Raw genomic sequence first — 24,808 nt, 5'->3', positions numbered from 1 at the left:
AATTAATCAAGAAAGATTAAAAATTATGTTATAATTATCTCAATAATAAATGTCAGGAGCGAATGTATTTGGAACAAAAACAACGTCCTCTCGGAAGACCTCGTCAAAATAAAAATACAAAATCTACAAAAGAAATAATTTTAGAAGTTGCAACTCGATTATTTCTTACTCAAAATTATCAAGTCGTTTCTATGGATGAGGTCGCGAAAGAATGCGGTGTTACGAAAGCAACCGTCTACTATTACTATTCTACAAAAGCTGATTTATTTACCGCTACTATGATTCAAATGATGATACGTATAAGAGAGAATATGGATCAAATACTTTCCACGAATAAAACTTTGGAAGAAAGGTTGTTAGACTTCGCTACAGTATACTTACACGCAACGATGGATATTGACATGAAGAACTTTATGAAAGATGCAAAACACTCTTTATCTGAAGAGCAGTTGAAAGAATTAAAAAATGCCGAAGATAACATGTATGAAGTGTTGGAAAAAGCACTTCATAACGCGATGCAACTTGGAGAAATAAGTAAAGGCAATCCTAAATTTGCTGCCCATGCTTTCGTATCTTTATTATCAATTGGGAATTTTAAGGATGAAAATCACAATCCTATTCTTGCAAATATAGATGAATTAGCACAAGAAATCGTTTCTTTTTATTGGAACGGGTTAGGTCATTCGTATTAAATAGATTTCCTTTAATAAAAGAGCATATTTGAATTTTTCTCAAACATGCTCTTTTATCAATTACGTGTTTTATTTATATACTTACAATTAGATTATTCTTTAGCACCAATTAGCAAAAAATTATTATTTACAAATTTTGAATTTGTGCATTTATATTCCCTTTACTTAATCCCCCATGGTAACAAACTACGGATTCAATATCTAGATTTAAATACTTCTTCAAAGACTGTTGTGCTTCCTGAACATCCAAAGTAGTTGGAGCATGAATTCCTCCTAACATTCCATTTACACTATACATTGAATCCCCAGCGATAAGAGTTTTACTTTGTTTCAAATATAAACTAATATGACCCGGCGTGTGTCCTGGCGTATGGAGAATTAGTATGCCACCGCAATACGGAAGTTCTTGTCCATCAATCACAGTATCACTCACTTTTCCTTTTGGTAGATTCTCCACATTTCCACCTTTCAATAAAGGTAAATCCCCTTCAATATACGGCTTATCTAGCTCGTGCGCATAAACTTTAATATTACTTCCACAGTTCTGCAACAACTCTGGAAGACTACCTGTATGATCTATATCCTGATGCGTTAAAATCACTGCTTTTAATTTATCAAACGATACGTCAACTCTCTCCATCTCTACTTGTATATCTTCAATTTGTCCAGGGAAGCCAGTATCTATTAATACTGCCATTTCATCATCCCATAAAAGAATTAGGTGAATAATAAATTCTTGTAATTCAAGTTGTAACATTTCTACCCCTTTAGCAATCTCCATACAGCAATTCTCCTTTATACTGAAGTTTGAAAATATGTACGAGTAAACTGAAAATATAAAGCGCCACTATCTTTTAATATGTTTTGTCATCCCAACAGAGAATACCTCAAACCCTATAGATTCATAGTAAGATTGCAATTTTTCCACACACATCAGTTGGGGAATAACCTTTTTTTGTTCACAGTGCTGGATTAATCGTTCTACTATTTCTTTTCCAATGCCAATGGACTGATATTTTGGCAATACACATACACCACAAATAACGCCTGTTATTACACCATCAGATATAACACGCCCCATGCCAATTAATTGTTGCTCTTTAAAAGCATATATCACATACCAACTTTGTTTACACATTTGTTCCAATTCATTAACCGTTAATTTTAGAGAATTCCATCCTAAAGATTCATATAAAGCTACTAATTCATTGAAATTTGTTGGATGTTCAATTGTGTAGCTTATTTTAGTTTTCATAAACGCCTCCCTATTCTCCTATTTATTTGTATCCTCTTTTACATTGCTCTATTAAAATTTTTAAACCATCATCAACTTAACTTGAACAAACTTCAATAAGAAAAACAGAATTCCTTCTCAACATAAAATAAAAAGAAGTTACCTCACCTGAGATCACTTCTTTTATATAAATCTACCACTATATTATCACCCAAAAATTATGCAGCTACATACAATAAGAACGAACAAAACTAATAAACTGTTTGAGAAATAACCCATAGAATACTACCCCTTTATTTCATTATGTAAAAAATTTTATCATAAAATTATTTACAACATAATAACTGAAAAAGACATTGCATTCATTAGTTACGTATATTTAGTAATATTTTATTTTTGGCCATATTCGTCTTTTCTAAAATCACTTCTCATCCTCCTCTTCTTTATTTCATATAATTTCAAAATAACAAATTAGTAAATATTAATTTACTATAATAAGTTTAAACATTTGATTTATAGCTAAATTAGTAATAAAATAATGACTAAATCCAAAAAGGAAGCGAAAATAATGTCTCATAAAGAATTATTAAACGAATACATGAATTTATTATTAAATATGTCAGGTACTTTCAAATTTCTATCAGAAAAATCCTCTGAATTTACACATTTAGAACAACACGTAGTGGAGTATCTCGCCCAGCAAAAAGTACCTGTAAATTCAAAGATGATTGCTAATTATTTAAACATTCCTAAGCAACAATTAAGTGTAACTTTACGTAATTTAGAACTAAACGGCTATATTGTAAAAAAACAAGATACGGTAGACAAAAGAGCTGTATTAATTTCTCTGACAGAAAAGGCTGAAAAGGTACATTATGAGAGATGGAAACAAATTTATAAAAATTTCACAGTAAACCTCGAAAAGTTATCTGAAGAAGATAGGCGGGATTTAACTTACGGACTATATAAAACAAATACAATGCTCTCAAAAATGTTACATAACGACTAAATATATTGTTTTATTATGCAACGGAGGATGTTTCATGGTTAAAGAGTTAGATTTACAATCAGTACAAGGTACGATGCTTATTCCCCTATGGGGACGAGCATATGGCAGTGAGAAAAATAAGGATATTTTAGATGATACAGAGGCTATTCGAATAATTAAAGAATGCGATTTTGACTTCTCAACAATAGCAAATACATTTGGCGAATACGGATGTATCACATACATTACCCGTGCACGAAAAATTGATGATACGATAAAACAATTTATAGCAAAACACCCGAACGCCACTATAGTAAATATCGGTTCAGGACTAGATACTACTTTTTCAAGAATTGATAACGGTACAATACATTGGTATAACCTTGATTTACCCGATGCAATCTCTTTTCGCAAGACTTTAATTGAAGATACACCTAGGAATATTAGCATCACTAAATCATTTTTTGATACTTCTTGGTTTGACGATATAAGATATGATCCAAACGACGGTATTCTTTTTATATCAGCAGGTGTATTTTATTACTTTAAAGAAGAAGATTTAAAAGAGATCATAGTTGCTATGTCAAAACGTTTTCCTGGAGGAGAGCTATATTTTGATGCTGAATCAAAATTCGCACTGAACCTTTCGAATGCAACCGTAAAAAAATCTGGTAATAACGGCGCGATGATGTATTTTTATGTAAACAATCCAAAATCAATAGAAAAATGGTCTTCTTCCATAAAAGTATTAAGTTGCTCCCCTTTCTTTAAAGGTATACCTACAAATAAAGATTGGGATGGTAGTACACGTATTATGATGCGAATTGTAAACGTAATAAAGATGTTGAAGTTTGTTCATTTGCGGTTTGAAAAATAATAAATAAAGAAGGCCGCAATACATTTATATTTAGGTTATACATGTTAAACTTAAGAAAAAGGCAGGAACATATTTGATATGTTCCTGCCTTTTTCTTATGGGGTACCGATACATAGTCATATAGCTATGAAAAGCAACTACCCCAAAATGAGAAATTTAGCATCTTAACACCCCTCAAGTAGCTTCTGTATATAATACATTTTAAATTTAATTTTTCTTGATAAATCAAAGATTTCCTGGCATACTCTTAAAATTATTTATGCACGAATAAAATCTCTTCGTAAACGTCCAATTGCACTAAAATATACAAAAATTGAGAAATATGAAAAAGACACTCTTATGAGTGCCCTTCTTAGCAACTAAGTCCGCTGCAGCTTTTACCATAACCCATATGAATTTCGTCTGTAAGAGGAAATTTTAAGTTCATATTTAATTATTAAAATAAACCGCACCAAAGTTTTCATTAAATCTTTTACACCAAACAGAAACCGAACCATATTCATTTACATCTAACCCTTCAGGAATTTCGTAGTTTTGGTCTCCTTTATTTCCCTTTAATTTTCCTAATTCAATATACTGATAGTTTTTTACGTCTTCATTATTTTTCAAACGATTTGTAGGAACTAATACAACTCGTACATCTGGCCCATTTGATGTTGCAAAATTAGAAAGTCGTAAAACACGTTTTCCATCCGCTAATTGGTGAATTTTTGCCGTTCCAGTTGTTTCATGGACACCGTTTTGAAACTGCCCTTCCCTTATTACTCGATCACTTTGTTGCCTTACTTCAGTTGATTGTATCTCTGCTTGTGGCAATGATTCATTTACTTGCTTATCAATAAATAATTTCTCTGGTCGGAACAATGACCATAAAATCCCCAATACAATTATTAAACCACCTATAAGCCATACATATTTTCTTTTCATAAAGTAAAAAACCTCCTGTAACATACTGTGTAGTAGTATGTTAACAAGAAGGTCTTTCATTTTTCTAACGTAAATGTTACAAAAGTCTTTCAGCCATCTTATTTTTTACTGATGTGATGGGAAGAGTGAACCAAAATTCACTTCCCTGCTTACCATCTGCGCGATTCCTTACACCAATTTCCCCTTTGTGCATTTCAATTAATGATTTTGCAATAGCTGATCCAAGTCCGGAACCTCCAGATTGTGAACTTCTTGATCGATCTGTTCTAAAAAAACGTTCAAATACACGTAATTGATCATTTGGAGAAATTCCCATTCCTTCATCCCGCATAGTGAATTGGACCTGTTGAGTTGATTTATTTTCCACTACAGTCAATTCAATTGTTCCAGAGATAGGAGAATATCGAATTGCATTATGTAATAAATTACCTATGACCCTTTCAATTTTGCAAGGCATAATCAAAAGTCGAGGTAATGTATCAGGGACATCCAATTGCACATGGATTTGTTTGTCTCCTAATAAGATAGAATGTGACTCTAATACATCTAATAGAACTTTATCTAAATGTGTGAAACTTGGGTGAAAATCTACTTGCTCAAACTCTAACTTTGAAAGATCAAATAAGTCGTTAATTAATCCATTTAATCTTTCTATTTCTTTTAAAACCGTTGCCAAGTATTGCTTTTTTATTTCAGGATCTTCAATCAGGTTATCTTGTAATGCTTCTATCATCATTTGCATGCTCGCCATAGGTGTTCGTAAGTCGTGTGAGATATTGGTAATTAGCTCCTTACGAGAGTTTTCCTGTTCCTCTAACTTAGTAAACCCTTCTTCTAATTTTTTTGCCATCTGTTGAAAGGCTGTTGCCAATTCTTTAAACTCACGTGGTTCTTGCCCAATTATATACATCGTTTCAAAGTGTCTATCACTAAATTGTTTCGTCAATTTTATTAAATTTTGTATAGATTTCATGATAGGACGTGTCATTAACCAATAAATAAACGTTGAAATAATGAATGCCACAAATGCAATTACTGTTAATAACCGCGTTTGTTCCGGTTCAAGTAACATTTTCGTCTCACTATACCATATAGCAATTACCATAATACTGGTACTTAATAGATTCATGAGTAACAATTGAATACGTAATCTCATGTTTCATTTCCTCCATTTGGCTCAAAGCGATATCCTATACCCCAAACCGTATGAATCCAACGATTCTTTATCGTATGCTTTTCGAGCTTTTCACGTAAACGACTCACTAACACGGTAACTGTGTTTGATGCTCCTTCATGTCCAAAATCCCAAATTAATTCAAGGAGCTGCGAGCGAGAAAATACTTGTTTTGGATGCTTTGCCATGAGATAAAGTACCTCAAACTCTTTCACCGTTAACTCTACTTCCTTATCACAAACAAGTACATATCTTGTCTTTGGATATATTTTTAAATCTGGAAACTCTATCACTTCCAATAGAGATTCTTTCGCTTGTATTGGTACATGGCTTCCTCTTCTTAGTATAATTTGAACCCTTAATACTAATTCACGAGGGGAAAATGGCTTTGTTAAATAATCATCTGCCCCCATTGTTAAGCCTAAAATTCGATCCCTTTCCTCTCCCTTAGCAGTTAACATAATAATAGGGACATTTGACTGTTGACGAATTTCCTCGCATAATTCCCATCCATCTTTTTTTGGCATCATCAAATCTAATATAATTAAATCTGGTTGATGTGTAAGAAATAAATCCCAACCTTCTTTACCATTTACAGCGGTATAAACTTCATATTCTTCTCTTTCTAAATACCGTTTGCATACTTCTCGAATATTTTCTTCATCTTCTACGATTAAAATTCTTTTCTTCATATACTATCCTCACTTCTTTTTCACCAATAATGCAAAATTTATTGTTTCTATTATCCAATGAAAATTCAGAAAATAAATTTTGTAATACAGATAGTAATCTTAACATTTGATTACTTATATGACTAGATAAGTATTTAAAATAGTAGTTACTAAATTATATAAATTAAAAGGAATGAGTCCGATTCAACATCGAACTCATTCCTTATTAGTAACCTAAATTATTGTATCTAACTTTACGGATTCAATTCATTTCCGGTTCTCTTTTCAAACTTAGCAACAGAACTGTTACCGATTACTGAACTCTTGATAGATTCCATGCTATAGTATCAGTCCCATTCTCTCCATTACCATATTTCATATAATCGATTAAATATCCTACCTTTAACTTGTTACCATTAGATAGTATGTTCCATTGCTTATGGTATCCAGTGAAATTCTTTGGATATGCATGATTAAATTTAAAAGTACTTGCATTCTGTTTTTGATCTAAATGGATATAACTATCTTGAAGTTTTAAATATGCATAATCTGAATAAATAGGATTTCGAAATTTAATTAATACCTCTTCATCCTTTTTAATTGGTTTTCCAGGTTTAGGTTGACCTACTCTTTCAATAATTACATTCACTTTTTCATCGCTAGATTTTTCAGCCCAAAGATACTCCCATTTATTCCCGGCATGATGACTTCCCCAATAAGCTGTATTTCCATATGAAGCTACGGTATAAGGAACCCCTTCTGTAACAAATTCACCTGAATTATCTACTACATAATCTTCAAATTCTTTATTAGCTTTAATTTCAGTATCAATCTTTTGTGTAGGGGTTAGATTGTGTGCGTCATTGATTTCAAATGTAACTTTTCTGTGCGAAGCAATTTCAGATTTAATAGGGTGTATATTTTCTCTAGACTCATATGTAAATCCATTCTCACGTTTAACTAGTGTTACTGTTTGTGACGGAGCATTCCATTTCTTACTATAAGTAGTAGGAATCTCTTTACTCACACCAAATAAACCAGGTAAAATTGTTGCCCTAATCTTTTGCGTCACAGAATCAAAACTACCTTCTACTAATGTTGGTTGCTGTAGTTTTGCAAAAGCACCGTGTACAGAGTCTTTATGTAAATAACCGCGATTTCCCTGTCCCGCTTTTAAATCGTTCAATGCATCAGTTCCATTATTAGCTGAAACTACTGATACGTTATTAGTACTTTTAGCCTTGTTTACAATATGATTTACTTTTTTCGTATCTATATTTACATGTTGAAAAACTTCGTTATAGGATAAAACTGGCGTATCAGCAAGGGATTTGTCTTTAGGAGTATATACCCTAAACTTTGGTATATTTCCTATATCTGTTTCTAATTGTTCAGTAGCTGCATTTACTCTAGACTCATATCTCCCTGAATCCCCCAAATGCATAATTTCTTCACCTTTTTCAATAGATAAATCCATTGTACTTGTAGGTAAAACTTCAATCGAAAGAAGTTCCCCTTGTTCAACAGCTTTCAATTCATCCAAAGATAAGACAATATTCGCATCTGCTTGTCCTTCTAAACTGTCAATTACTACTTCTGTTTTATTCCGTCCACCTTTTTCTGTACTTAAATAGTTTGCTTTATAACGATCTTGTGTTGCCTTTACAGTATTAATAATTTTGTTTCCTAAACGAATATTAAAATGAGGCGAAACATTTTCAGCGGATGCTGTTCCTACATTCTTATATTCCAAATGTACCCGTAATTTTGCTGCGTTCGCTGTATCCACAGTTGTTGCAGTAGACCAATCAAAATTATTTGTATAACTCTCCGTTTCCGTAGTTGTTTTTGAATATCCGTATCCCACATTTGCTGAAACACTTCCGGAAGGAACAGGACCGGCTGCTGAGCCTTCTACACCACCTGAACCACTTAAACCTACATTAAATGAATGTTGTGTAGATACACTTTTTTCCCATCCTCTGCTGACTGATCCGCCATTATTATCCGTAATGGTTGCAATAGGAATTACTTCAATTCGTTTGACACCAATTTGCAAATTCGGCATGTTGGCAACTATCGGATTGAAATTAGTATCAGAATCGTTGTTATAATTCTCAACCTCATACATATCAGTAAAAGGATCACCATCCGTATTTGCATTCATAGGATTCGATATAAATTTTGGTTTCCCTTTATCCTTCTCGGGATCCCATGCTTTCGCTTCATTTTTTCCAGTTTGTGAATTGAATTCAATTTTATATCCATTCATCTCTAAGTCGTTAGAAATACCATCTTTATCCCAATCGTTGTTTGCCATTTCAATGTTTTGTGTAATGAGTGAACCTATTTCCCCATCAGATCCGAGCGTGAAATTCTTATCTTCTTTTTTTACATTTACATTCTCTTTGAATATTTCAACTGTACCTCCTGGATTCGGTTGTTTTACATCTGCTAAAGCAGGAGATGCTAAAGTCAGTGCCATCGATACACTACCTAATACACTAATTGCTGGCTTCAATTGTTTCATTGTTATTTTTCCTCCTTGGTTTCTAGGTCAATTAGAACACCTACTAGTAAGATTAATTTCATCATATATAACAAATCTTTCTTTTCTCTCTCATAACTGTTAAAAAAGTCTCTCGTAAATGTTACAAAACACTTACAGAGTTTTTAAAATCTATATATGAAACATTAAAAAGCCGTAATATGAAGAATCGATTACAATATATACAAAAAAACAGCTAGCCAAAGCTAACTGCTTACTAATTTATAAAATTTCAGTAAAAGAATGTTTTAATTTTGAAGCGTGCAAATTGGAAGAGTGACTTCAACTATAGTTCCCTTATTCACTTCACTCTCAATAAATACCTTCCCCTGGTGTGTTTCAATAATTTTATAACATACCATTAATCCTAAGCCGATTCCCTCTTCCTTAATACTGTAAAAAGGTTCTCCTAAGTATGGTATACGTTCTTTTGGAATCCCACATCCTTGATCGATAAAGCGAATCCTTATTTGATTATTATCAAGTTTATCAAATTGAATCAAAATTTCTCCTCCTGTTGGCATGGATTCAATTGCATTTTTTATAATATTAACAAATACTTGTTTTAATTGATTTCCTTCACATGGAATCAATGGAATACCGGGTGTAAAATCAATTCTAATTTTTATATTATTCATCATTGCTTGAGGTTGCAGTAGCATTAAAACTTGATCCATTAGCACACTAATATCATTAGGTTGTATCTTTACCACCTGTGGTTTGGCTACCGCCATAAATTCATTAGTAATACTTTCTATACGCTCAATCTCTGATGATACTATATTTATATACCCCTGATTATTCTCAGTTTCCGTTGATTTTAGTAATTGCATAAACCCTTTCATTGCGGTTAATGGATTATTAATTTCATGAGCCATTGCAGTCGCTAATTGTCCTACGACAGCAAGTTTTTCAGATTTCCGTAGTAATTCTTCTGTTTTTAGCCGTTCAGTGATATCACGAGAAATACTCAGGAAAACCTTTTTACCATTTAAGTTAAAAACACGGACACTAAACTCAGTTGTTATTATTTTTCCTGTTGGAAAAGCATATTCATCTTGTAAAGTGAAGGAAGTTTCTCCCTCTCTAATTTTTTCTAACAACCTTACAATCATTTTAGAATCTTGTGGTACTACATTTGGAAATGGTAACGAGAGCAGCTCTTCTCTACTATATCCAAATCTTTTACAACCAACAGGGTTTACCTCAATGAATCGACTGGGAACATAATTTTCATTCAGCTCTACTACATATACTGCATCAGTTGCTTGTTCGATTAGTGCACGGTACTTCATTTCACTATCTTTTAATTGTTGATGTAATTGATGTCGCTCTCTTTCTGCTTGTTTTCTTTCAGAGATGTCTCTACATATTGCAGATAAAGCTATCACATTTCCTCTTACGTCTAATATAGGAGAAACTGTCAGACTGACATCAAGAAGACTTCCATCGTTACGTCGTCTAACAGTTTCTAATCTAGTAACTACGGATTCTCCTGTTAGAATTTTCTGAATATTTTCGAGTGATTCTTCCATTAAGAAATCTGGTACACAAGGTAATCTCTTACCTATGATTTCTTCTAATGACCATCCAAATATCTTTTCATAAGCTTTATTTGCTTGTAAAATATGCCCTTCTCGATCAGATATGGTAATAGCATCTACATTATGCTTTATAAATGATTCTAGTAATTCTTTGGTAGCTCTTAATTCTGATTCTACCTTTTTCCTTTCGGTTATATCGACTGTAGAACCAACAACTTCAATAACTTGTCCATTTCGTTTAATCGGCCTAAGTGCAATAAGAATAATTGTTTTATCATCTGGCCAGGATAATTCGAATATAATTTCTTTCCCTTCCCATGCCTGAAGATAATACTTCATCAATTGTGAAACTAAATGTGGTGGAACAATAGAGGCATCAATAGTCCGTAAGCTTTTCCCTACCACCTGTTCAGAGTAAAATCCTTTTTGATAATAAAACTGTCCATCACATAAAGTGTGTATAAAGTGCTTACCCACTTTTTTAAATTTAAAAATCCCTCCTTGAAGCTCATGTACGGTATCTGTAAGTTCTTGCTTGGATTTTTTTAATTCCCGGTTCATTTTAGATAAGTCCTGTGTTAAATAATACAATCTCTGGTAGGCTTCCATAAGAAATAGCCCAATTAAAAGTCCTAACGCTATATATAATAAGCCTCCTGTGTAAAGTAATGTAGTATTAAATAATACACCAACTAACCACTTTATTCCGACAAAAATAGAAAAATATAAAGATGCACTTTTAAAAGGATGAAGGTTTTTAAAATATGTTTTAAAAGTAAAAAATAGAACACTCATACTTAAATATGCAATCACAGGTGGCTCCCAATACCCACCAATGAAAAAGATACGCATTATAATTATGCTAATTAGTGTAATCCAACCAGCAATGCGACCAAAGTAAATAAAAGATAGAATAAGAGGAACAACTCGAAGATCGTAGGAAAATCCCATGTATGGAAAAGAAAAGAGCATCAAAGTAACTGCAATAATCCCTCCATAGAATTTTTCGAAATATCGCCTGGAATGAATCAAAAACACTTGAATAAATATCGCTGCGCTAACTAATAAAGAAAAAATAGAAAGATTGATGAAATAGTCTTTAATAATCATGTAATGTCCCTCCCTGCATTAAAGATATATTCGACATAAAAACAGAAAATCCTACAAATAATATACACAGTTCAGGTGCAAAAAAATATAATTCCGTACATGACAATACATGTAAATAGTATCATATTGATTCAAATCGAAAATCAGGGCATCTTCCATTTGAACCTGTAAATCCCCAAAAATAAGGTGTTTATTTAAATGTTATGTACAAAAAAACGTAGGAATATTTAATTCCTACGTTTTTTATAAATTAATCAATTCCTTCACTATTACGATTCTTCTAATTCCTCAATTTCGGCTTTTCGCTTTAAAAATATTGCAATATCTTTATTCTCCCTTTCTATTAAACCAAGAGCATGTCTATCATTTAAAGCTAATTCTTTATAACCCCATATATATTGTATCGTTGTCGCTTTACTATGTTTATGATCCGCAAAATACCATTCTAAAGGTTGTAAAGGGTTCGATACTTCAAACAATTCTGCTGGGTACCATGAAGGCAAGTTTTCATTTTCACCCAAGATTAGATAGTCTAATGCTCCATTCAATGAACTAATACCATAAACCACATATTCCTTATCGGTTTCTAAATTTATAATAGAGTCTCGATTATATCCTTGATCTAATAAAACCTCTGAAAATGTATCTCCTGAATTTTTTATACACATTACCTTCACATACAAGCTCCTATCAACAAAAAATTAATTTTTAAATTTAAAATCATTAAATTCGCCTGTTCTATTATTTTTAAAATAATGAATTGCTACAAGAGTTCCATTCCTAGCCACCTTCTTTGGGTCAACAAGAATCTGTCATTGGTATTCTCGTTAGAACTATTCTTTGTGGATTTGAATTAATTTTTTTCATTGCAAGTCGTTCTTTTAATGTATTTGCAGTGCTTCTACCTGCGGAGTCTCTTCCTAATATTTCAACTTCATATTTTGTATTCTTTGTAGCCTCTTCTAGTTCCTTTTCTTTTTTTCAGGTTTGCATATATTTCATGTCAAATTACAGAAGTGAGTCAGGCCACTCTAAATCTTAGATTAGAAGAACATGAATAATATTCTTTTTTGAATTGTAATTAAACCTCAGAGTGGCACCTCATACTCAGAACCATTTCCTTACCCAACAGAAGTTAATAAAACATATTTAATTATTGCTTCACCGCTTTGGCTACAAGTGCTGCGTATGCTTCTGCACCTACTTTGGTTAAATGCACACCGTCAGGTGCAAAGTAGTCTTTCTTTCCAGCACTTGCTGCATACCAATCAACTAGAGTTACATTCGGATATTCAGATACCGTTACTTTCAGTCTCTCATTCACGATTGATTCCCACGGACGTGGTACTCTCGTATTAATAAATATGATTTTACGTTCGTTTCCAATTACTTTTATTAATGAAACAAGTTGTTCAGTAGTAAAGGCTCCATTTGTACCTAATCCAATAATGACATAATTTCCTAAATTACCTTCATATTTTAACTGTTCAACTACCGGAATCGCTTTTGACAGCTGGCGACCAATTTGGGCATCAATCCTAATATCAGGAAAAGTATTTTTTAAATACGGAGTAATATCAATCATAACGGAATCGCCTATCGCAGTAACTGTGAGTGAATTTTTAGGTTGCGCAGAATTTACTTCTCTTGATTCCCCTTGTTTTTGAGGCGTCTCTTGATTTGGATTTTCCCAAACTGCAACTGGATGTGGCGCCGGTTGTGTTTGTGCTGCTTTTACCTTATCTTGTTGAGAGTTCTCCTTAGCCTTACTAGCTTTTGATAACCCTACGACCGCTATCGACGAAACGAATAATGTACAAATTAAAGCTAACTTAACACCTAAAGTGACATTTTGAATTCTTAAATTCTTAAACTGAATGTTCCGGAGCGCACCTTGTCGGATTGGTTTTTCAATAAACTTCCATGAAATTTGCGCAATCAATATAATCAAAAGAAATTGAAGGATTGCTCTTATTAATGAAAAATCCCCAGCATTTACCTTTGGAGTCGTCAATGTAAGAATTGGATAATGCCAGAGGTATATGCCATACGATCTTATCCCTATCCAACGTAAAGGTCTAAATCGTAAAAATTGAGCAATACGACTAGCTGGATGAGCTAGATTTGCGACTAACAATGCTGTTGCAATTGATAAGAGAACCATTCCTCCCTTGTATAGAAATGGATCATATTGATTGGTCTTCCAAAACATAACCAAAATAATAATAAGGGCAATGCCCCCCACTACATCAAGAATGAAACGCGCCTTTGGGATAATTTTATTTGCAAGTCTATTGCTTGGCCAAACTAAGGCAAGTACCGCTCCGATAAGTAAGGAAAAGGCCCTCGTATCTGTACCATAATATATTCTGCTCGGATCAGCTCCAGGTTCATACAAAATTGCCATCGCTAAAGCTGAAGCAACGGCTCCCAGACAAATTAATAAAATCATACGGGATTGTTTTTTTATGTAGTAAAGCCCTAAACTAATGATAAACGGCCAAACAACGTAGAATTGTTCCTCAACTGCTAACGACCAAAAATGATTCAATGGAGAAAGCTGGTTAAAATTATCAAAGTACGATAATTTATGATAAATATACCACCAGTTACTAACATAAAATAATGCCGCTAATGAATCTCCGCGCATTTTTTCAAGTAAAGAGCTATGAAAAACTGTAATCCATGCCAACGTTATAACGAGCATAACAAGCATTCCTGGAAGCAATCTCCTTGCCCTACTAAGCCAGAATTTTTTTAAATCAATTCTCTTATTTCTCTTCCACTCTATGGCTAGAATATCTGTAATTAAATAACCTGAAAGTACAAAAAATACAGTAACTCCTAAAAATCCTCCAGGCATCCAATTAAAATTAATATGATACAAAATAACACCTAGTATAGCTAGGCCCCTTAGACTGTCCAATCCAACCATATAACGACTATTTTTTTTAAAAGGTTTAGTCATCCTACATTCACCTCTTTTTCTTGGAAATTAGGTTAATAATAACGGCACAAAGTACTATTAATCCCCTAAAATCGTATAAGCTAAACTATTACAAACATCTTTTTGTAAGGCTCTTTTTTTTATCTTTACATGCACAGTAATTAATACTTTAACACGTTATCTGGCTCTGTTGTGAAAATTTTTAAGCTAGATGTTCTTGTTGCTCTTCCGAAAAAGAGGAATATGATATATAACGTATATTTGAACATTCCCCTGCAAAATAACGTTATAAAGAAGGGCTACTGGTTATGAGCAGCCCCTCTTTTACCTTACTTCACATATACATATGTTTCATTTGAAATCACATTTTATGTCTTGCCCTTACTGTCGTGTATTTTATATTGCAGCGAACCTTGCATCAGAACAATATGTGTTCTGGTGCAAGGTTTTTTTAACTAGAATAAATTCTGGGAAAGCAAATAAGGAACATGATAGATGTGATATTTTAAAGAAAAATAATAGTAGCCATTTGCTACTATTATTTTTTTCTTTAAGTTATCATAATATGCCTGAAATTCTAAAGGGACGTGGTATGTCAATTCATCTAACAACCATTATGTGCTGAGTTCGTAAATGCGGAAATTTCATTCGTGATTTTTGAAAAATAAAACAAAAAGAAAAACTATCTTTGAAAATGGATGAAACCTACATAAATGTCAACTAATCTATGTACGAATTCCTTTGCTTTAGCTAGGGGTTCTAGGAAATAAGGAGCCATATGCCGGTCAATTTTTCAATTAACTTGGTGTCTAGTTTAGTGTACCATCTCCAATTAATACATTTTTTCGGGTTCAGTTCATTATATTTTCTACTTTGTCTTTATATACAACATATTCTTTTCCATCCACTACTGCTACCACCGCAAATTCATCATTTGGATTGAATGAAAGCCAGTCAGCCCACATGCTTGTATTAGCACCTCCACTCCACATATGATGAACAGTGTTTTTAGTTAAATTCATAACTTTATAAGACGCATTTGGTGCATTTGTTCCAGTCTTTATTTCAAAAGTATATGCGTTATGGATTTTTTTATAAAAGTAAAAAACGTTTGATGGACGAAGTAGATTCATAAAATCTTGTTCTTTCTTCTCTGCAATTTTTATACCTTCTAGTAATGTGACAACATCTGCTCTTAATGTTTTCCAACTGTCTTTAGCTGAATTCAAGTTAGGCTTTAAAAATTTATATCTATTTTGATCAGCTTTTTCATCAACTTTATCAATATGCCCCATTACGCCCGAATATTGAGAGTCTAAATCATCCCATTGTGTGGACATATAAGTAAGAGCAGTAATAGCACTATCAATCGTACTATGCATATCACTAATATTATGAAATGCAACTCCGACTACACGATTTAATGTAATTTTATAATCTACAGTTTTACGTAATTCTGCTAAAGCAGGCTCTAATCGACCTAAATTATCTCTAGCAGTACCTATCATTATGCCACCAGAAATAAGCGTGGGGATAAAAGGGACTTTCACCATTATTAACCCATCAGATTCTAATTTCTTATAATAGTTTACTTGTCCTAAAACTTCATCTAAACGCTTTTGATCAGTCTCTACATCAGCTCCTTGGTTTTTTAAAATCGATTGCAAGGTCTCTTTATGGCTTCCAAATACTCTAACATCTTCTCCAATAGCGTTTTTAAATTTAGTTAATTCTTCTATTAACGCTTTTGCGGACTTTTGGTTTCGTTGAATCCCCACCCTTAAATCTGTAATCCCCTTTTTTAAAGTATCCCCATTTCCATTATTGATCGCCTCTACTAATGTTTCATAATAATTTTCAAACTTTGTATCGTATTCAATAATGCCGGTCAATGTATCTAAAAGCTGTTTTTTTACTTTTGTATTCCATGTAACAGCATGTGCTCTTGCATTCTTTTGATCCTGTACAATTTTACTAGGTAAATCTGCATACCCATTAATAGAAATCCCTTCAAAACTCACATCCGGATTATTAATTAGCAAATAAGAATATTCATTCATAGCCTTTGCAAATAACCCAGCATCTTGTACAGTTTTTTTCATCTTTTCTTCATTTGCTGAAAGAGACATATCTCCAGTGTTCGTTTGTTCAGTTTCAATTGCAAAGGTTGCTATTGGTGTGAGTGCATAGGTAGTTGTCATAATTAAAAATGCTGATACAGCCAGTATTTTATAAGGTTTTTTTTTCATCTTTTCTTATTCCTCCTGTATAGAGTATGATTTCAAGTCCTATTCTTATTAAAAGAAGATGTTGTTGCATAGATTCGATATTATTAAGCAAATCTATATAACCTGTCTCCTATTGATCGATTCTGTTACAAATTTTTAAAAACAAGTAAACTACATGGCTATCTTTTTATTTGGATACAACTTATATATAAGTGAAAGGCGAAGTCTTTAATGAGACTCCGCCTTTTTAATATATAAGGATTTATTAATTACCGCTTTACTGTTTATCAGTGTAATCATAGACTCTCTATGTTATGGGTCACTTTGCAACAGAATAAATATTTCCCTATTTTTGTGGAGTAACAGTTTCCACTTTTAATTCCTTTATCCCCTCTTTTAATGTAACAGCATCTGTTCGTAATGTTTTCCAACTATCTTTCGCTGCATTTAAATTAGGTTTTAAGAATTTAAATTTATTTTGATCCGCTTTTTGAGCTGCATTCTCAATATGGCCTAGAACGCCCGAATATTGAGAATCTAAATCATGCCACTGCGTTGACATATAAGTAAGAGCGTTAATAGCATCATCAAGTGCCTTGTGCATTTCATTAATATTACTATAAGCAACTCCAACTACACGATTTAATGTTACTTTATAATCCACGGTCTGACGTAATTCTGCTAATAAAGGCTCTAACTTACCTAAGTTGTCTCTTGCTACTCCCACTATAATACCGCCAATTATTGGTAGACCCAAAATAGCACCCTTCATTACATTAAACCCATCAGATTCTAATTGTTTATAATAGTTTACTGATCCTAATACTTCTTCTAGACGCTTTTGATCTGCATCAACATCTGCACCTTGGTTTTTTAGAATCGACTGCAAAAGATCTTTATTGCCTCCAAATGCTCTAACATCTTGTCCAATAGAGTCTCTTAATTTAGTTAATTCTTCTATTAATTGTTGTGCGTACTTTTGGTTTTGTTGAATTTCACCTCGTAAATCTGTAATTCCTTCTTTTAAAGTTTCTCCATCCCCTGTATTAATCGCCTCAACCAATGTTTCATAATAATTGTCGAACGTTGTATCATATTCAACAATACCAGTCAATGTATCTAAAAGCTGTTTTTTTACTTTCGTGTCCCAAGTAACAGCATGTGCTCTTGCATTCTTTTGATCTTGTACGATTCTACCAGGTAAATCTACATATCCATTAATAGTAATTCCTTCAAAATTTACATCAGGATTCTTAATTAGCATATAAGAATAGGCATTCATAGATTTTGCAAATAATCCAGCCTTTTGCAAGGTCTCTTTCATTCTCGCTTCATTTGCAGAAAGAGCCGTATCTCCATTGTTCGTTTGTTCAATTTCACTTGCAAAAGTTGCTACTGGTGAGACTACAGAAGTTGCTGTCATAGTTAAAAGAGCCGATGCGACGATTAGTTTGTACGGGATATTTTTCATCATTTTATATTCCTCCAATATAAGTTTTCATTTTCAGTTCTATTCCTGTTTAAAAGCGATGTCTTTTGAAATGAATTCTGCATCTTTATGAATATCATTCCAACTTTCTTTAGCAGCTTTTAAATCATCCGGTATTAAAGAGAATTTGTGGTCTTGCATAGAATCGATATTATCCAGTAAATCTGTATAATTTGCGCCCATTGTATTCCATTGCTTTTGAATATTTGTTAGAGACAATATCGCTTGATCTACAGTCTGGTATAGATATGCCAATGTTTCTTTCGCGTTAGTAAGCGAAAGAACTGCTTGATTAGCACGATCTGCTTTCATACTTAATTCCCCGATTTTGTTAGAAATTTCGTTATAGGAGTCCATATGCTTAGATGCCGTGACACCAGCCGCAGTTCCTAGACCGATACCAGCTGCTCCAAGAGCTGAAAGTCCACCAACAACAGCCGGTGTTGCTGTACCACCAGTTACAACAATTACAACTGCTCCTCCAATAGCTGCAATAACTAAAATAGCTGCTCCCAATCCACCACCAATTGACCATGCTAATACATCATCAAAATGTTTTTTCTGAGTAGAACGAAGTTGCTCAATTTCAGCTTGAAGTTGTGGAATCGTTGCTTGTTGACCTGCTAATATTGCAGTTAATCCACCTTTCCCATCTGGACCACCAACATTATTTTTAAAATCTGTAGAATTTTGATATAGTTTCCCTTTGAAGTCTTGTAGCATCTTAATTACATCTGTTACCTCTTTTGAATTTGTATTAATTGTTGTAATTAAATCATTTATGCCCTCTTTTAGACCTGCCTTATCTTTCTTTTGTACAGTATCTACTAATGTGTCGTAATAATTTTGAAATTGTTCATCGTAATTTACAATATTACGAGCTGTTTTTTGAATCTGTGGCTTCGCTGTATCTAACCAATAATTCGCATTGATTCGTGACAGTTCTTGATTAAGGTGAATATTTTTGAGCAACTCTCCTCCTTCTGATCCTAAATCGATATTAGATAAATTTACATTCGGTTGCTTAATCATTGTTTTTGCGTACAAATCCATTACAAGAATATGAGACCCTGTTTCAGCCAATGCTTTCTTCAGTCCCTCAGGACCTAAAACATAATTGCCTACTTTTTGTTCTTGAGCGGTCGTTTCTTGTGCAAATGCATGAATAGTGTTACCAGTAGTAGCAGTTATAACCGTTGCCAGAGTGGCTAAAGTTAGCACTTTGAATGGGAATTTTTTCATCACTTTTCTCCTTTTTTCGCTAGATTCCTAGAATTTTCATAGTTTTTCCAAAAACGTAATATCAAAATTTATATACCTGTTCTTCAAGGTAACTTATTACATTTTTTAATTGTCTTAATGTATCTTTTTGAGACTGCTCGTTAGTTGCATCAACATTAGTAGATAATTTTGTAATATTATTTTTTATTAGATCCAAATCTTCTTTATAGCGCTTTAGTAGGTCAAGTTCTACATCTACTTGATTTGCAAACGTATGCAAATCATTTTGTGAAAGAAGAAGCATTGATTTTTGCAAATCTGCTATTGATAGTTTCGTTGTTAAATCATATATTTTTTGGTTTTGTTTCTCTAAGTCATCTAAATATGATCGCTGCTCTGCTGTTAGTTTATTTACTTCTGCGAAGACACCAAATGTTTTCTTAATCTTTTCAGTATCAATGGCTTTCATCAGGTCATATTCTTGCGTTTTTGCAGCTGCAGCTGCAGCTATTTCACCTTGTTTGCTTTTCTCAATTGCTTCACGAGCTGCTTTTTTTGCCGATTCAATTTCTAGAGCTGTTTTACCTTGCTCTGTCGCTTCTTGCGCTGCTTTTTTCTCAGCTTCTAGAATAGAGTTGTTAATTTCTTTTCCTTTGTTATACGCTGCCATCCCTGCTTGAGCAGCCGGTTCAATAATTTCTTTTGAAAGACTATAAATTTCTTTGAATATAGCAAATCCCTGCTCATTTAAAGCTCCTGGTATTAATGCAATTTGTTGTAAATCATTTTGAATTGCTTTTTTGGTATTTAATATTTCATTTTTTAACTGATCTATTTTTCCTGTTCCATCTGTACCTAATACGCCTTGCGCAGTTGCCACATTAGTATCGAAATCTTTTAATTTTTTATCAAGCTGTAATTTAAGATCAGTTAACTCATTAATTTGTCGTTGCGCATTTTCTTGATTCGTCATAGCCATTTCTTGAAGTACTTCAAGTCTATCCACAAAACCTTCTCTATCTTCTTTATTGTCTACATACGATTTTAATGTCGGATAATAGCTATTAAATTTTGTTACAAATCCTTTGCTTTTTGAATTTAATAGAATTAACTGTGGATAGAGTTCCGATGACCATTCCTTCATATCTTGTTTGATTAGGAATTGATTTGTATTTAAAGCTGGGACTTCCTCTAGCTGTACATTAGGACTCATTAAAGATTGATCAATATACGTTTGGATTAATTTAGATTGCGCACCTAATTTTCGTAATGATGAAGAAATATCCATGTTTTCCTGTTGAGTTTCTGCTTGAACGATTGGTGTTGCGAGAGTATTGATAGGAATAGTCGCTCCAGTTACAATGGATGTTATTAAAAATCCTGTCATTATTTTATTCTTCATTCCGTACACTCCTTTACCATTTTTTTCTATAAATTGATTCATATAACTTGTACGACCTAGCACTAGGCTCTCTCTTTGTACACGGATGAGGAAAGAGAAGTCTTTCAGATAGGGTGTTATCCTTATTTTTTACTTCTAATAGGATGTAAGAATTTTACTCATCTCTCATTTAGATACTCTATTTTTCAAAAATAAACAATAAAAATTCATCAGCTATATTTGAATTAGACACCCAATGGGTAGTAAAATATTAATTCTCCCATAGAGTTGCGGTTTAACTTACAGAACCGCGAGGATAGATAAACCAATGCTGACAGTTAATCCTGTTTTGACCTTGTTTAATATCAATTACATAATATGTCTCTTAGTTTTGTCAGCAAGAGCCTTACAAGACTACAAAAGATGAACTTATACTGTACATTGCTTATACTTTTATTGCGGAATAAATTCACTTTTGTTATGCAAAAACTTAGAACACTTTTATTACAAACTTGATCATTTTGAGATTCTAGGTCTCTCGTTAATTAACTGATTATTAAGATAATTATTTTCGACATAATGTTACTTACAACTTCGCTATACTCCTATTAGCGTCATCTTCTCCTTTCTCTCTGGTCATACCAGTTATGTTGTTCATTAAAACATTAAATTTTTAATGCGTAAATAGCAAAATTTTGTCGATTGTACTCAATAATTTAACTGTTAAGTAAAAACACGAGCCAAAAATATTATACAAATATAATTAATTAAAAATTTCACCTCTGTAATTGTAATGATTACAAATTAATATATATAAGGTTACAAAATAACTATTTTAGCTTAACCAAGAAATTATATTTTAGAAAAAATACTTATAGAATAATTTAATAGGTTTTTTTATACTTTTTTACCTTTATTTAGTTATGTATAATTGCATAAAACATAGATATATCATGTGATATATGTTACATTATTAATTTTTACGAAATATACCCTAATATCAACATTAATAAATATTTAAAATGGAGATATTAATCTATAAACTTATCCATCGTTATAACCATAGATTTTAAAATATAAAATAGCTGCAAAGCTTTCTTAAAAATCCTTTGCAGCCTTCTGTTTTTTTGTTTTCTTTAGAAAAATAGTGTTTCAAGTTAACAATATGGTATAAACATTTCCATTGTGCTTTTGCTTGGATATATGTTTCATGGACTCTTCAAAAGCTATTTGTTTGAGCTGACGTCAGACTCGTTTGTCTAATTCAGAACTATACTGATAAATCCAGCGCCTAATTATTATTTAAAAAATAGATAAGCTTCGTTTCTCCATTATTTTTGCCAACTCCTGAAAATTGAAACTGTTCCGCTAACAAGATAATATCAGGTTGATCATACGTCTATTTGAATACAAGTTCCTTATCTAAACAAATCACACACTTTTTCTAGAGTAATAAGCTCAGTATTTTCAAGTTTTAGAGATTACTTACACCTATTTTTAAGTTTTTACATTGAGACCAGATAACAAGCCTATATTATTGTATATTTTTCACGGTACTGTCTAGGGGTCATGCTAGTAATTTTTTTGAAAACCCTCGTAAAATAACTTTGGTCATTAAAGTTAAGCCAAGCACAGATATCTGATAGCGAATAAGTAGTTAGAGTTAATAATTTTTTTGCTTCTTCCACTCGTTCCCTTTGAATATATTCGCTTAAAGTAATTCCCATTTCTTTTTTAAATAGTTTAGACAGATAAGTAGGGGTAATTTCCAAATGATTAGCAAGTTCATTGAGAGTTATTCCATCGTAAACATTTTTATTAATATGTTTCATACATGTAGTAACCGCGTATGAATACTTTTGTGCATTGAATTCTTTCACACGATCTGCAAAGGTACGTAAAGCGTCTCCTGACAATCGCTTTGCAGATTCTACGTTATCTAATTGTTCCAGAGTTTGTATATATAAAATACTATGAGCAAAAGCAATATCTGGTGGCAGGTTCCCTTCTATCGCATATCGAGTAGCTAAGGTAATCGCAATAATTCCAAGGTTTTTTTGGTTCCTGAGCGGATCCTCTATTAACATCAGTTCAACATCCTCTTGTGAAACTGCATACATATACTGTATTAACTTTTTTTTATTTCCTTCTTTGATAGTCAAAAAGAAATCATTTACTAATGCCATGTTGTGAGTTTTAGGTTTGTTTTGTCGGCGTTTTAAAATATATAAATCAGGTTTCACAATTTTATTAGGAACTTCCTCTAGTACTTTATTTTTTTCTAAAACAATACCCACATCTAACTTTTCATTGAAAATCATGTAATGTAATAAAATTCCCATATCAATTAATGTAGTTTTTTCAATCTCAGATAAACACTGATAATAGGCTAGTCTTTCTTGAATTTTATCACTTGATTTAAATTCTTTTTGAAGTTTTATGGTCATATCATCTGAACCTTTTGGATGTATAGTGGGACCGATAATAATAGTCCCTTTAATGTGATCATGATTTTCTATATGTATTAGAACAAAATTTTCAAGATAGCTGTTACATCTGAAAAGTGGTAAGTTAAAGGGATCGTTTTCTTGATAAATATCACTAAGATGTTCTTCTTTTGAAGAATAAAAAGGACTATAAACATCATCAGATGTAGAATGATATAAAATTTTTTTGTCTGTAGATAAAATATGTACAGGGGCATTAAATGCTTTATGTGCAAGATCACACAAGTGTTGTATATCGATAGAAGTATTCATTACATTCTCCTTTTAAGTAAATTATTTGATAATTTTCCTCATTGTTCCTTTTATAGTTTCATAATATATATTCTGCTAGGTATAATTCACGACAAATAATACTATAAAATATCAAATTAGTACAATTCACGACAAAATATTACTATATCTTTTTTATGAAAATCATATATTATTTAATTGTAATTAGCATCTAAATATCAGAGTAGATAAGAAAATGAAATGAATGAAGGTCATTTCTTAATTCTACAAGATCTAATCATTACACTTGAGAAAACAGTGAAGAACATACAAAATACAGTGGTACTCCATGCGAGGACCAAGCTGGAAAAAAGATTCAAAATACAGCGAAAGTAACAAGAGATACTGTACCACCACAAAAACCAACAATCAAAATTTCAATTCAATTACTTGTACAAATTGAATTCCAAAAATAGATAATGCTAATTTAAATGTAAAACTGAAAACCTACTGTGTTTCAAATTTTAGACAAAGATAACAAAAAGTCGGGAAATTAACGACAGAGGACAATGATAAGACTATTTATGAACCACTATGCTTCGGAAAGTACACGTTGGAAGAAATTCAAGCACCAAATAGATCTACGTTATTTAAAGATCTAATTGAGAAAAGAATCTTATCATCAGTACAAAAATAAAAAAGAAAACATAAAAAACGAATGGAATATTTAAAATTCTGGCGATATAGGGACAACTATTTTTATCTAATCCCCACAATATTACTGGTCCCAACATTAGTTTTATTTTCCACAAATGAGGAAGAAATATATAGATTTCAAAAATACTAGGAATTGCAGGGGAGATAGAACATATGAATAAACTTTATTTATATGTTGTTCATCTTTGTATTATTAATCTTTATGCTACCTAGCTTTCATACCGCACCACATCAACATATTCTTAATTTTCCACTTTATTTTTAATTAAGAATCAAAATACCTTTAAATGAAGTTATATTATAGTTTATTAAATACTATAAATAAAAACAAAATGCTATTTAA

At 32.3% G+C, this 24,808-nt stretch carries 17 protein-coding genes; 3 read left to right on the top strand and 14 right to left on the bottom strand.

Translation table 11 applies throughout. The features are described from left to right. Positions 1 to 68 precede the first annotated feature (68 nt). Positions 69 to 692, top strand: coding sequence for a TetR/AcrR family transcriptional regulator (locus BTOYO_RS25070; protein ID WP_000436003.1), 624 nt, complete (start codon positions 69 to 71; stop codon positions 690 to 692). A gap of 127 nt (positions 693 to 819) precedes the next feature. On the opposite strand, the gene BTOYO_RS25065 is transcribed toward BTOYO_RS25070, so the two are convergent. Together BTOYO_RS25065 and BTOYO_RS25060 are read right to left on the bottom strand one after the other, a co-directional pair. Continuing rightward, positions 820 to 1,473, bottom strand: a complete 654-nt coding sequence (locus BTOYO_RS25065) for an MBL fold metallo-hydrolase (RefSeq protein WP_000401510.1) — start codon at positions 1,471 to 1,473, stop codon at positions 820 to 822. 66 nt (positions 1,474 to 1,539) lie between these two features. Continuing rightward, positions 1,540 to 1,947: a GNAT family N-acetyltransferase gene (locus BTOYO_RS25060; RefSeq protein WP_000850348.1), complete on the bottom strand. Its 408-nt coding sequence runs from the start codon at positions 1,945 to 1,947 to the stop codon at positions 1,540 to 1,542. A 547-nt stretch (positions 1,948 to 2,494) separates the two neighbouring features. Between BTOYO_RS25060 and BTOYO_RS25055 the strand changes: the two genes are divergently transcribed. Continuing rightward, entirely contained in the window at positions 2,495 to 2,935 is a 441-nt protein-coding gene (locus tag BTOYO_RS25055; protein WP_000018437.1) for a MarR family winged helix-turn-helix transcriptional regulator, read from the top strand. Between the two features lie 34 nt (positions 2,936 to 2,969). Next, a complete protein-coding gene (locus tag BTOYO_RS25050; protein ID WP_000237904.1) occupies positions 2,970 to 3,791 on the top strand; it encodes a class I SAM-dependent methyltransferase in 822 nt (273 codons plus the stop codon). A gap of 429 nt (positions 3,792 to 4,220) precedes the next feature. Here the strand turns inward: BTOYO_RS25050 and BTOYO_RS25045 are convergent, their stop codons facing one another. From BTOYO_RS25045 to BTOYO_RS24990, 12 genes are all read right to left on the bottom strand, one after another. Then, entirely contained in the window at positions 4,221 to 4,718 is a 498-nt protein-coding gene (locus tag BTOYO_RS25045) for a DM13 domain-containing protein (protein ID WP_023441256.1), read from the bottom strand. Between the two features lie 76 nt (positions 4,719 to 4,794). Further along, complete coding sequence (locus tag BTOYO_RS25040) at positions 4,795 to 5,874, bottom strand: sensor histidine kinase (RefSeq protein WP_001239397.1); 1,080 nt, start codon at positions 5,872 to 5,874, stop codon at positions 4,795 to 4,797. Then, positions 5,871 to 6,584, bottom strand: a complete 714-nt coding sequence (locus BTOYO_RS25035; RefSeq protein ID WP_000746049.1) for a response regulator transcription factor — start codon at positions 6,582 to 6,584, stop codon at positions 5,871 to 5,873. The genes BTOYO_RS25040 and BTOYO_RS25035 overlap by 4 nt, the downstream gene beginning before the upstream one ends. 292 nt (positions 6,585 to 6,876) lie before the next feature. Beyond that, positions 6,877 to 9,093 (bottom strand): binary toxin-like calcium binding domain-containing protein, encoded by a 2,217-nt coding sequence (locus BTOYO_RS25030; RefSeq protein WP_000811547.1) that lies wholly within the window; start codon positions 9,091 to 9,093, stop codon positions 6,877 to 6,879. A gap of 266 nt (positions 9,094 to 9,359) precedes the next feature. Further along, a complete protein-coding gene (locus BTOYO_RS25025; RefSeq protein WP_000584268.1) occupies positions 9,360 to 11,765 on the bottom strand; it encodes a PAS domain S-box protein in 2,406 nt (801 codons plus the stop codon). 269 nt (positions 11,766 to 12,034) lie between these two features. Beyond that, positions 12,035 to 12,442, bottom strand: a complete 408-nt coding sequence (locus tag BTOYO_RS25020) for a hypothetical protein (RefSeq protein WP_000866989.1) — start codon at positions 12,440 to 12,442, stop codon at positions 12,035 to 12,037. Positions 12,443 to 12,918: 476 nt separating this feature from the next. Then, the gene (locus BTOYO_RS25015) at positions 12,919 to 14,733 is read right to left on the bottom strand and encodes an acyltransferase family protein (protein WP_000165414.1); all 1,815 of its coding nucleotides are present in this window, start codon (positions 14,731 to 14,733) and stop codon (positions 12,919 to 12,921) included. Positions 14,734 to 15,563: 830 nt separating this feature from the next. Next, the gene (gene hblB / locus BTOYO_RS25010; RefSeq protein ID WP_000730117.1) at positions 15,564 to 16,961 is read right to left on the bottom strand and encodes a hemolysin BL regulatory component HblB; all 1,398 of its coding nucleotides are present in this window, start codon (positions 16,959 to 16,961) and stop codon (positions 15,564 to 15,566) included. 325 nt (positions 16,962 to 17,286) lie between these two features. Further along, positions 17,287 to 18,414, bottom strand: coding sequence for a hemolysin BL binding component B (hblA, locus tag BTOYO_RS25005; protein ID WP_000977258.1), 1,128 nt, complete (start codon positions 18,412 to 18,414; stop codon positions 17,287 to 17,289). A gap of 36 nt (positions 18,415 to 18,450) precedes the next feature. Beyond that, positions 18,451 to 19,671, bottom strand: coding sequence for a hemolytic enterotoxin HBL lytic component L1 (hblD, locus tag BTOYO_RS25000; protein ID WP_000714444.1), 1,221 nt, complete (start codon positions 19,669 to 19,671; stop codon positions 18,451 to 18,453). A 61-nt stretch (positions 19,672 to 19,732) separates the two neighbouring features. After that, positions 19,733 to 21,052, bottom strand: a complete 1,320-nt coding sequence (gene hblC / locus BTOYO_RS24995) for a hemolytic enterotoxin HBL lytic component L2 (protein WP_041488068.1) — start codon at positions 21,050 to 21,052, stop codon at positions 19,733 to 19,735. Positions 21,053 to 22,560: 1,508 nt separating this feature from the next. After that, positions 22,561 to 23,790: a helix-turn-helix domain-containing protein gene (locus BTOYO_RS24990; RefSeq protein WP_001097927.1), complete on the bottom strand. Its 1,230-nt coding sequence runs from the start codon at positions 23,788 to 23,790 to the stop codon at positions 22,561 to 22,563. Positions 23,791 to 24,808 lie beyond the last annotated feature (1,018 nt).

Origin of the sequence: Bacillus toyonensis BCT-7112 (assembly GCF_000496285.1) — a bacterium.
Classification (GTDB): Bacteria; Bacillota; Bacilli; order Bacillales; family Bacillaceae_G; genus Bacillus_A; species Bacillus_A toyonensis.
Note: the sequence above shows the minus strand (reverse complement) of the source record. Positions and strands in the feature narration are given on the sequence as shown.

Coding starts and splice junctions, on each gene's coding strand:
- BTOYO_RS25035 (WP_000746049.1), bottom strand. CDS start 6,584: ATGAAGAAAAGAATTTTAATCGTAGAAGATGAAGAAAATATTCGAGAA.
- hblB (WP_000730117.1), bottom strand. CDS start 16,961: ATGAAAAAAAAACCTTATAAAATACTGGCTGTATCAGCATTTTTAATT.
- BTOYO_RS24990 (WP_001097927.1), bottom strand. CDS start 23,790: ATGAATACTTCTATCGATATACAACACTTGTGTGATCTTGCACATAAA.
- BTOYO_RS25050 (WP_000237904.1), top strand. CDS start 2,970: ATGGTTAAAGAGTTAGATTTACAATCAGTACAAGGTACGATGCTTATT.
- BTOYO_RS25025 (WP_000584268.1), bottom strand. CDS start 11,765: ATGATTATTAAAGACTATTTCATCAATCTTTCTATTTTTTCTTTATTA.
- BTOYO_RS25015 (WP_000165414.1), bottom strand. CDS start 14,733: ATGACTAAACCTTTTAAAAAAAATAGTCGTTATATGGTTGGATTGGAC.
- BTOYO_RS25040 (WP_001239397.1), bottom strand. CDS start 5,874: ATGAGATTACGTATTCAATTGTTACTCATGAATCTATTAAGTACCAGT.
- hblC (WP_041488068.1), bottom strand. CDS start 21,052: ATGAAGAATAAAATAATGACAGGATTTTTAATAACATCCATTGTAACT.
- BTOYO_RS25030 (WP_000811547.1), bottom strand. CDS start 9,093: ATGAAACAATTGAAGCCAGCAATTAGTGTATTAGGTAGTGTATCGATG.
- BTOYO_RS25065 (WP_000401510.1), bottom strand. CDS start 1,473: ATGGAGATTGCTAAAGGGGTAGAAATGTTACAACTTGAATTACAAGAA.
- BTOYO_RS25060 (WP_000850348.1), bottom strand. CDS start 1,947: ATGAAAACTAAAATAAGCTACACAATTGAACATCCAACAAATTTCAAT.
- BTOYO_RS25055 (WP_000018437.1), top strand. CDS start 2,495: ATGTCTCATAAAGAATTATTAAACGAATACATGAATTTATTATTAAAT.
- BTOYO_RS25045 (WP_023441256.1), bottom strand. CDS start 4,718: ATGAAAAGAAAATATGTATGGCTTATAGGTGGTTTAATAATTGTATTG.
- hblA (WP_000977258.1), bottom strand. CDS start 18,414: ATGATGAAAAATATCCCGTACAAACTAATCGTCGCATCGGCTCTTTTA.
- hblD (WP_000714444.1), bottom strand. CDS start 19,671: ATGAAAAAATTCCCATTCAAAGTGCTAACTTTAGCCACTCTGGCAACG.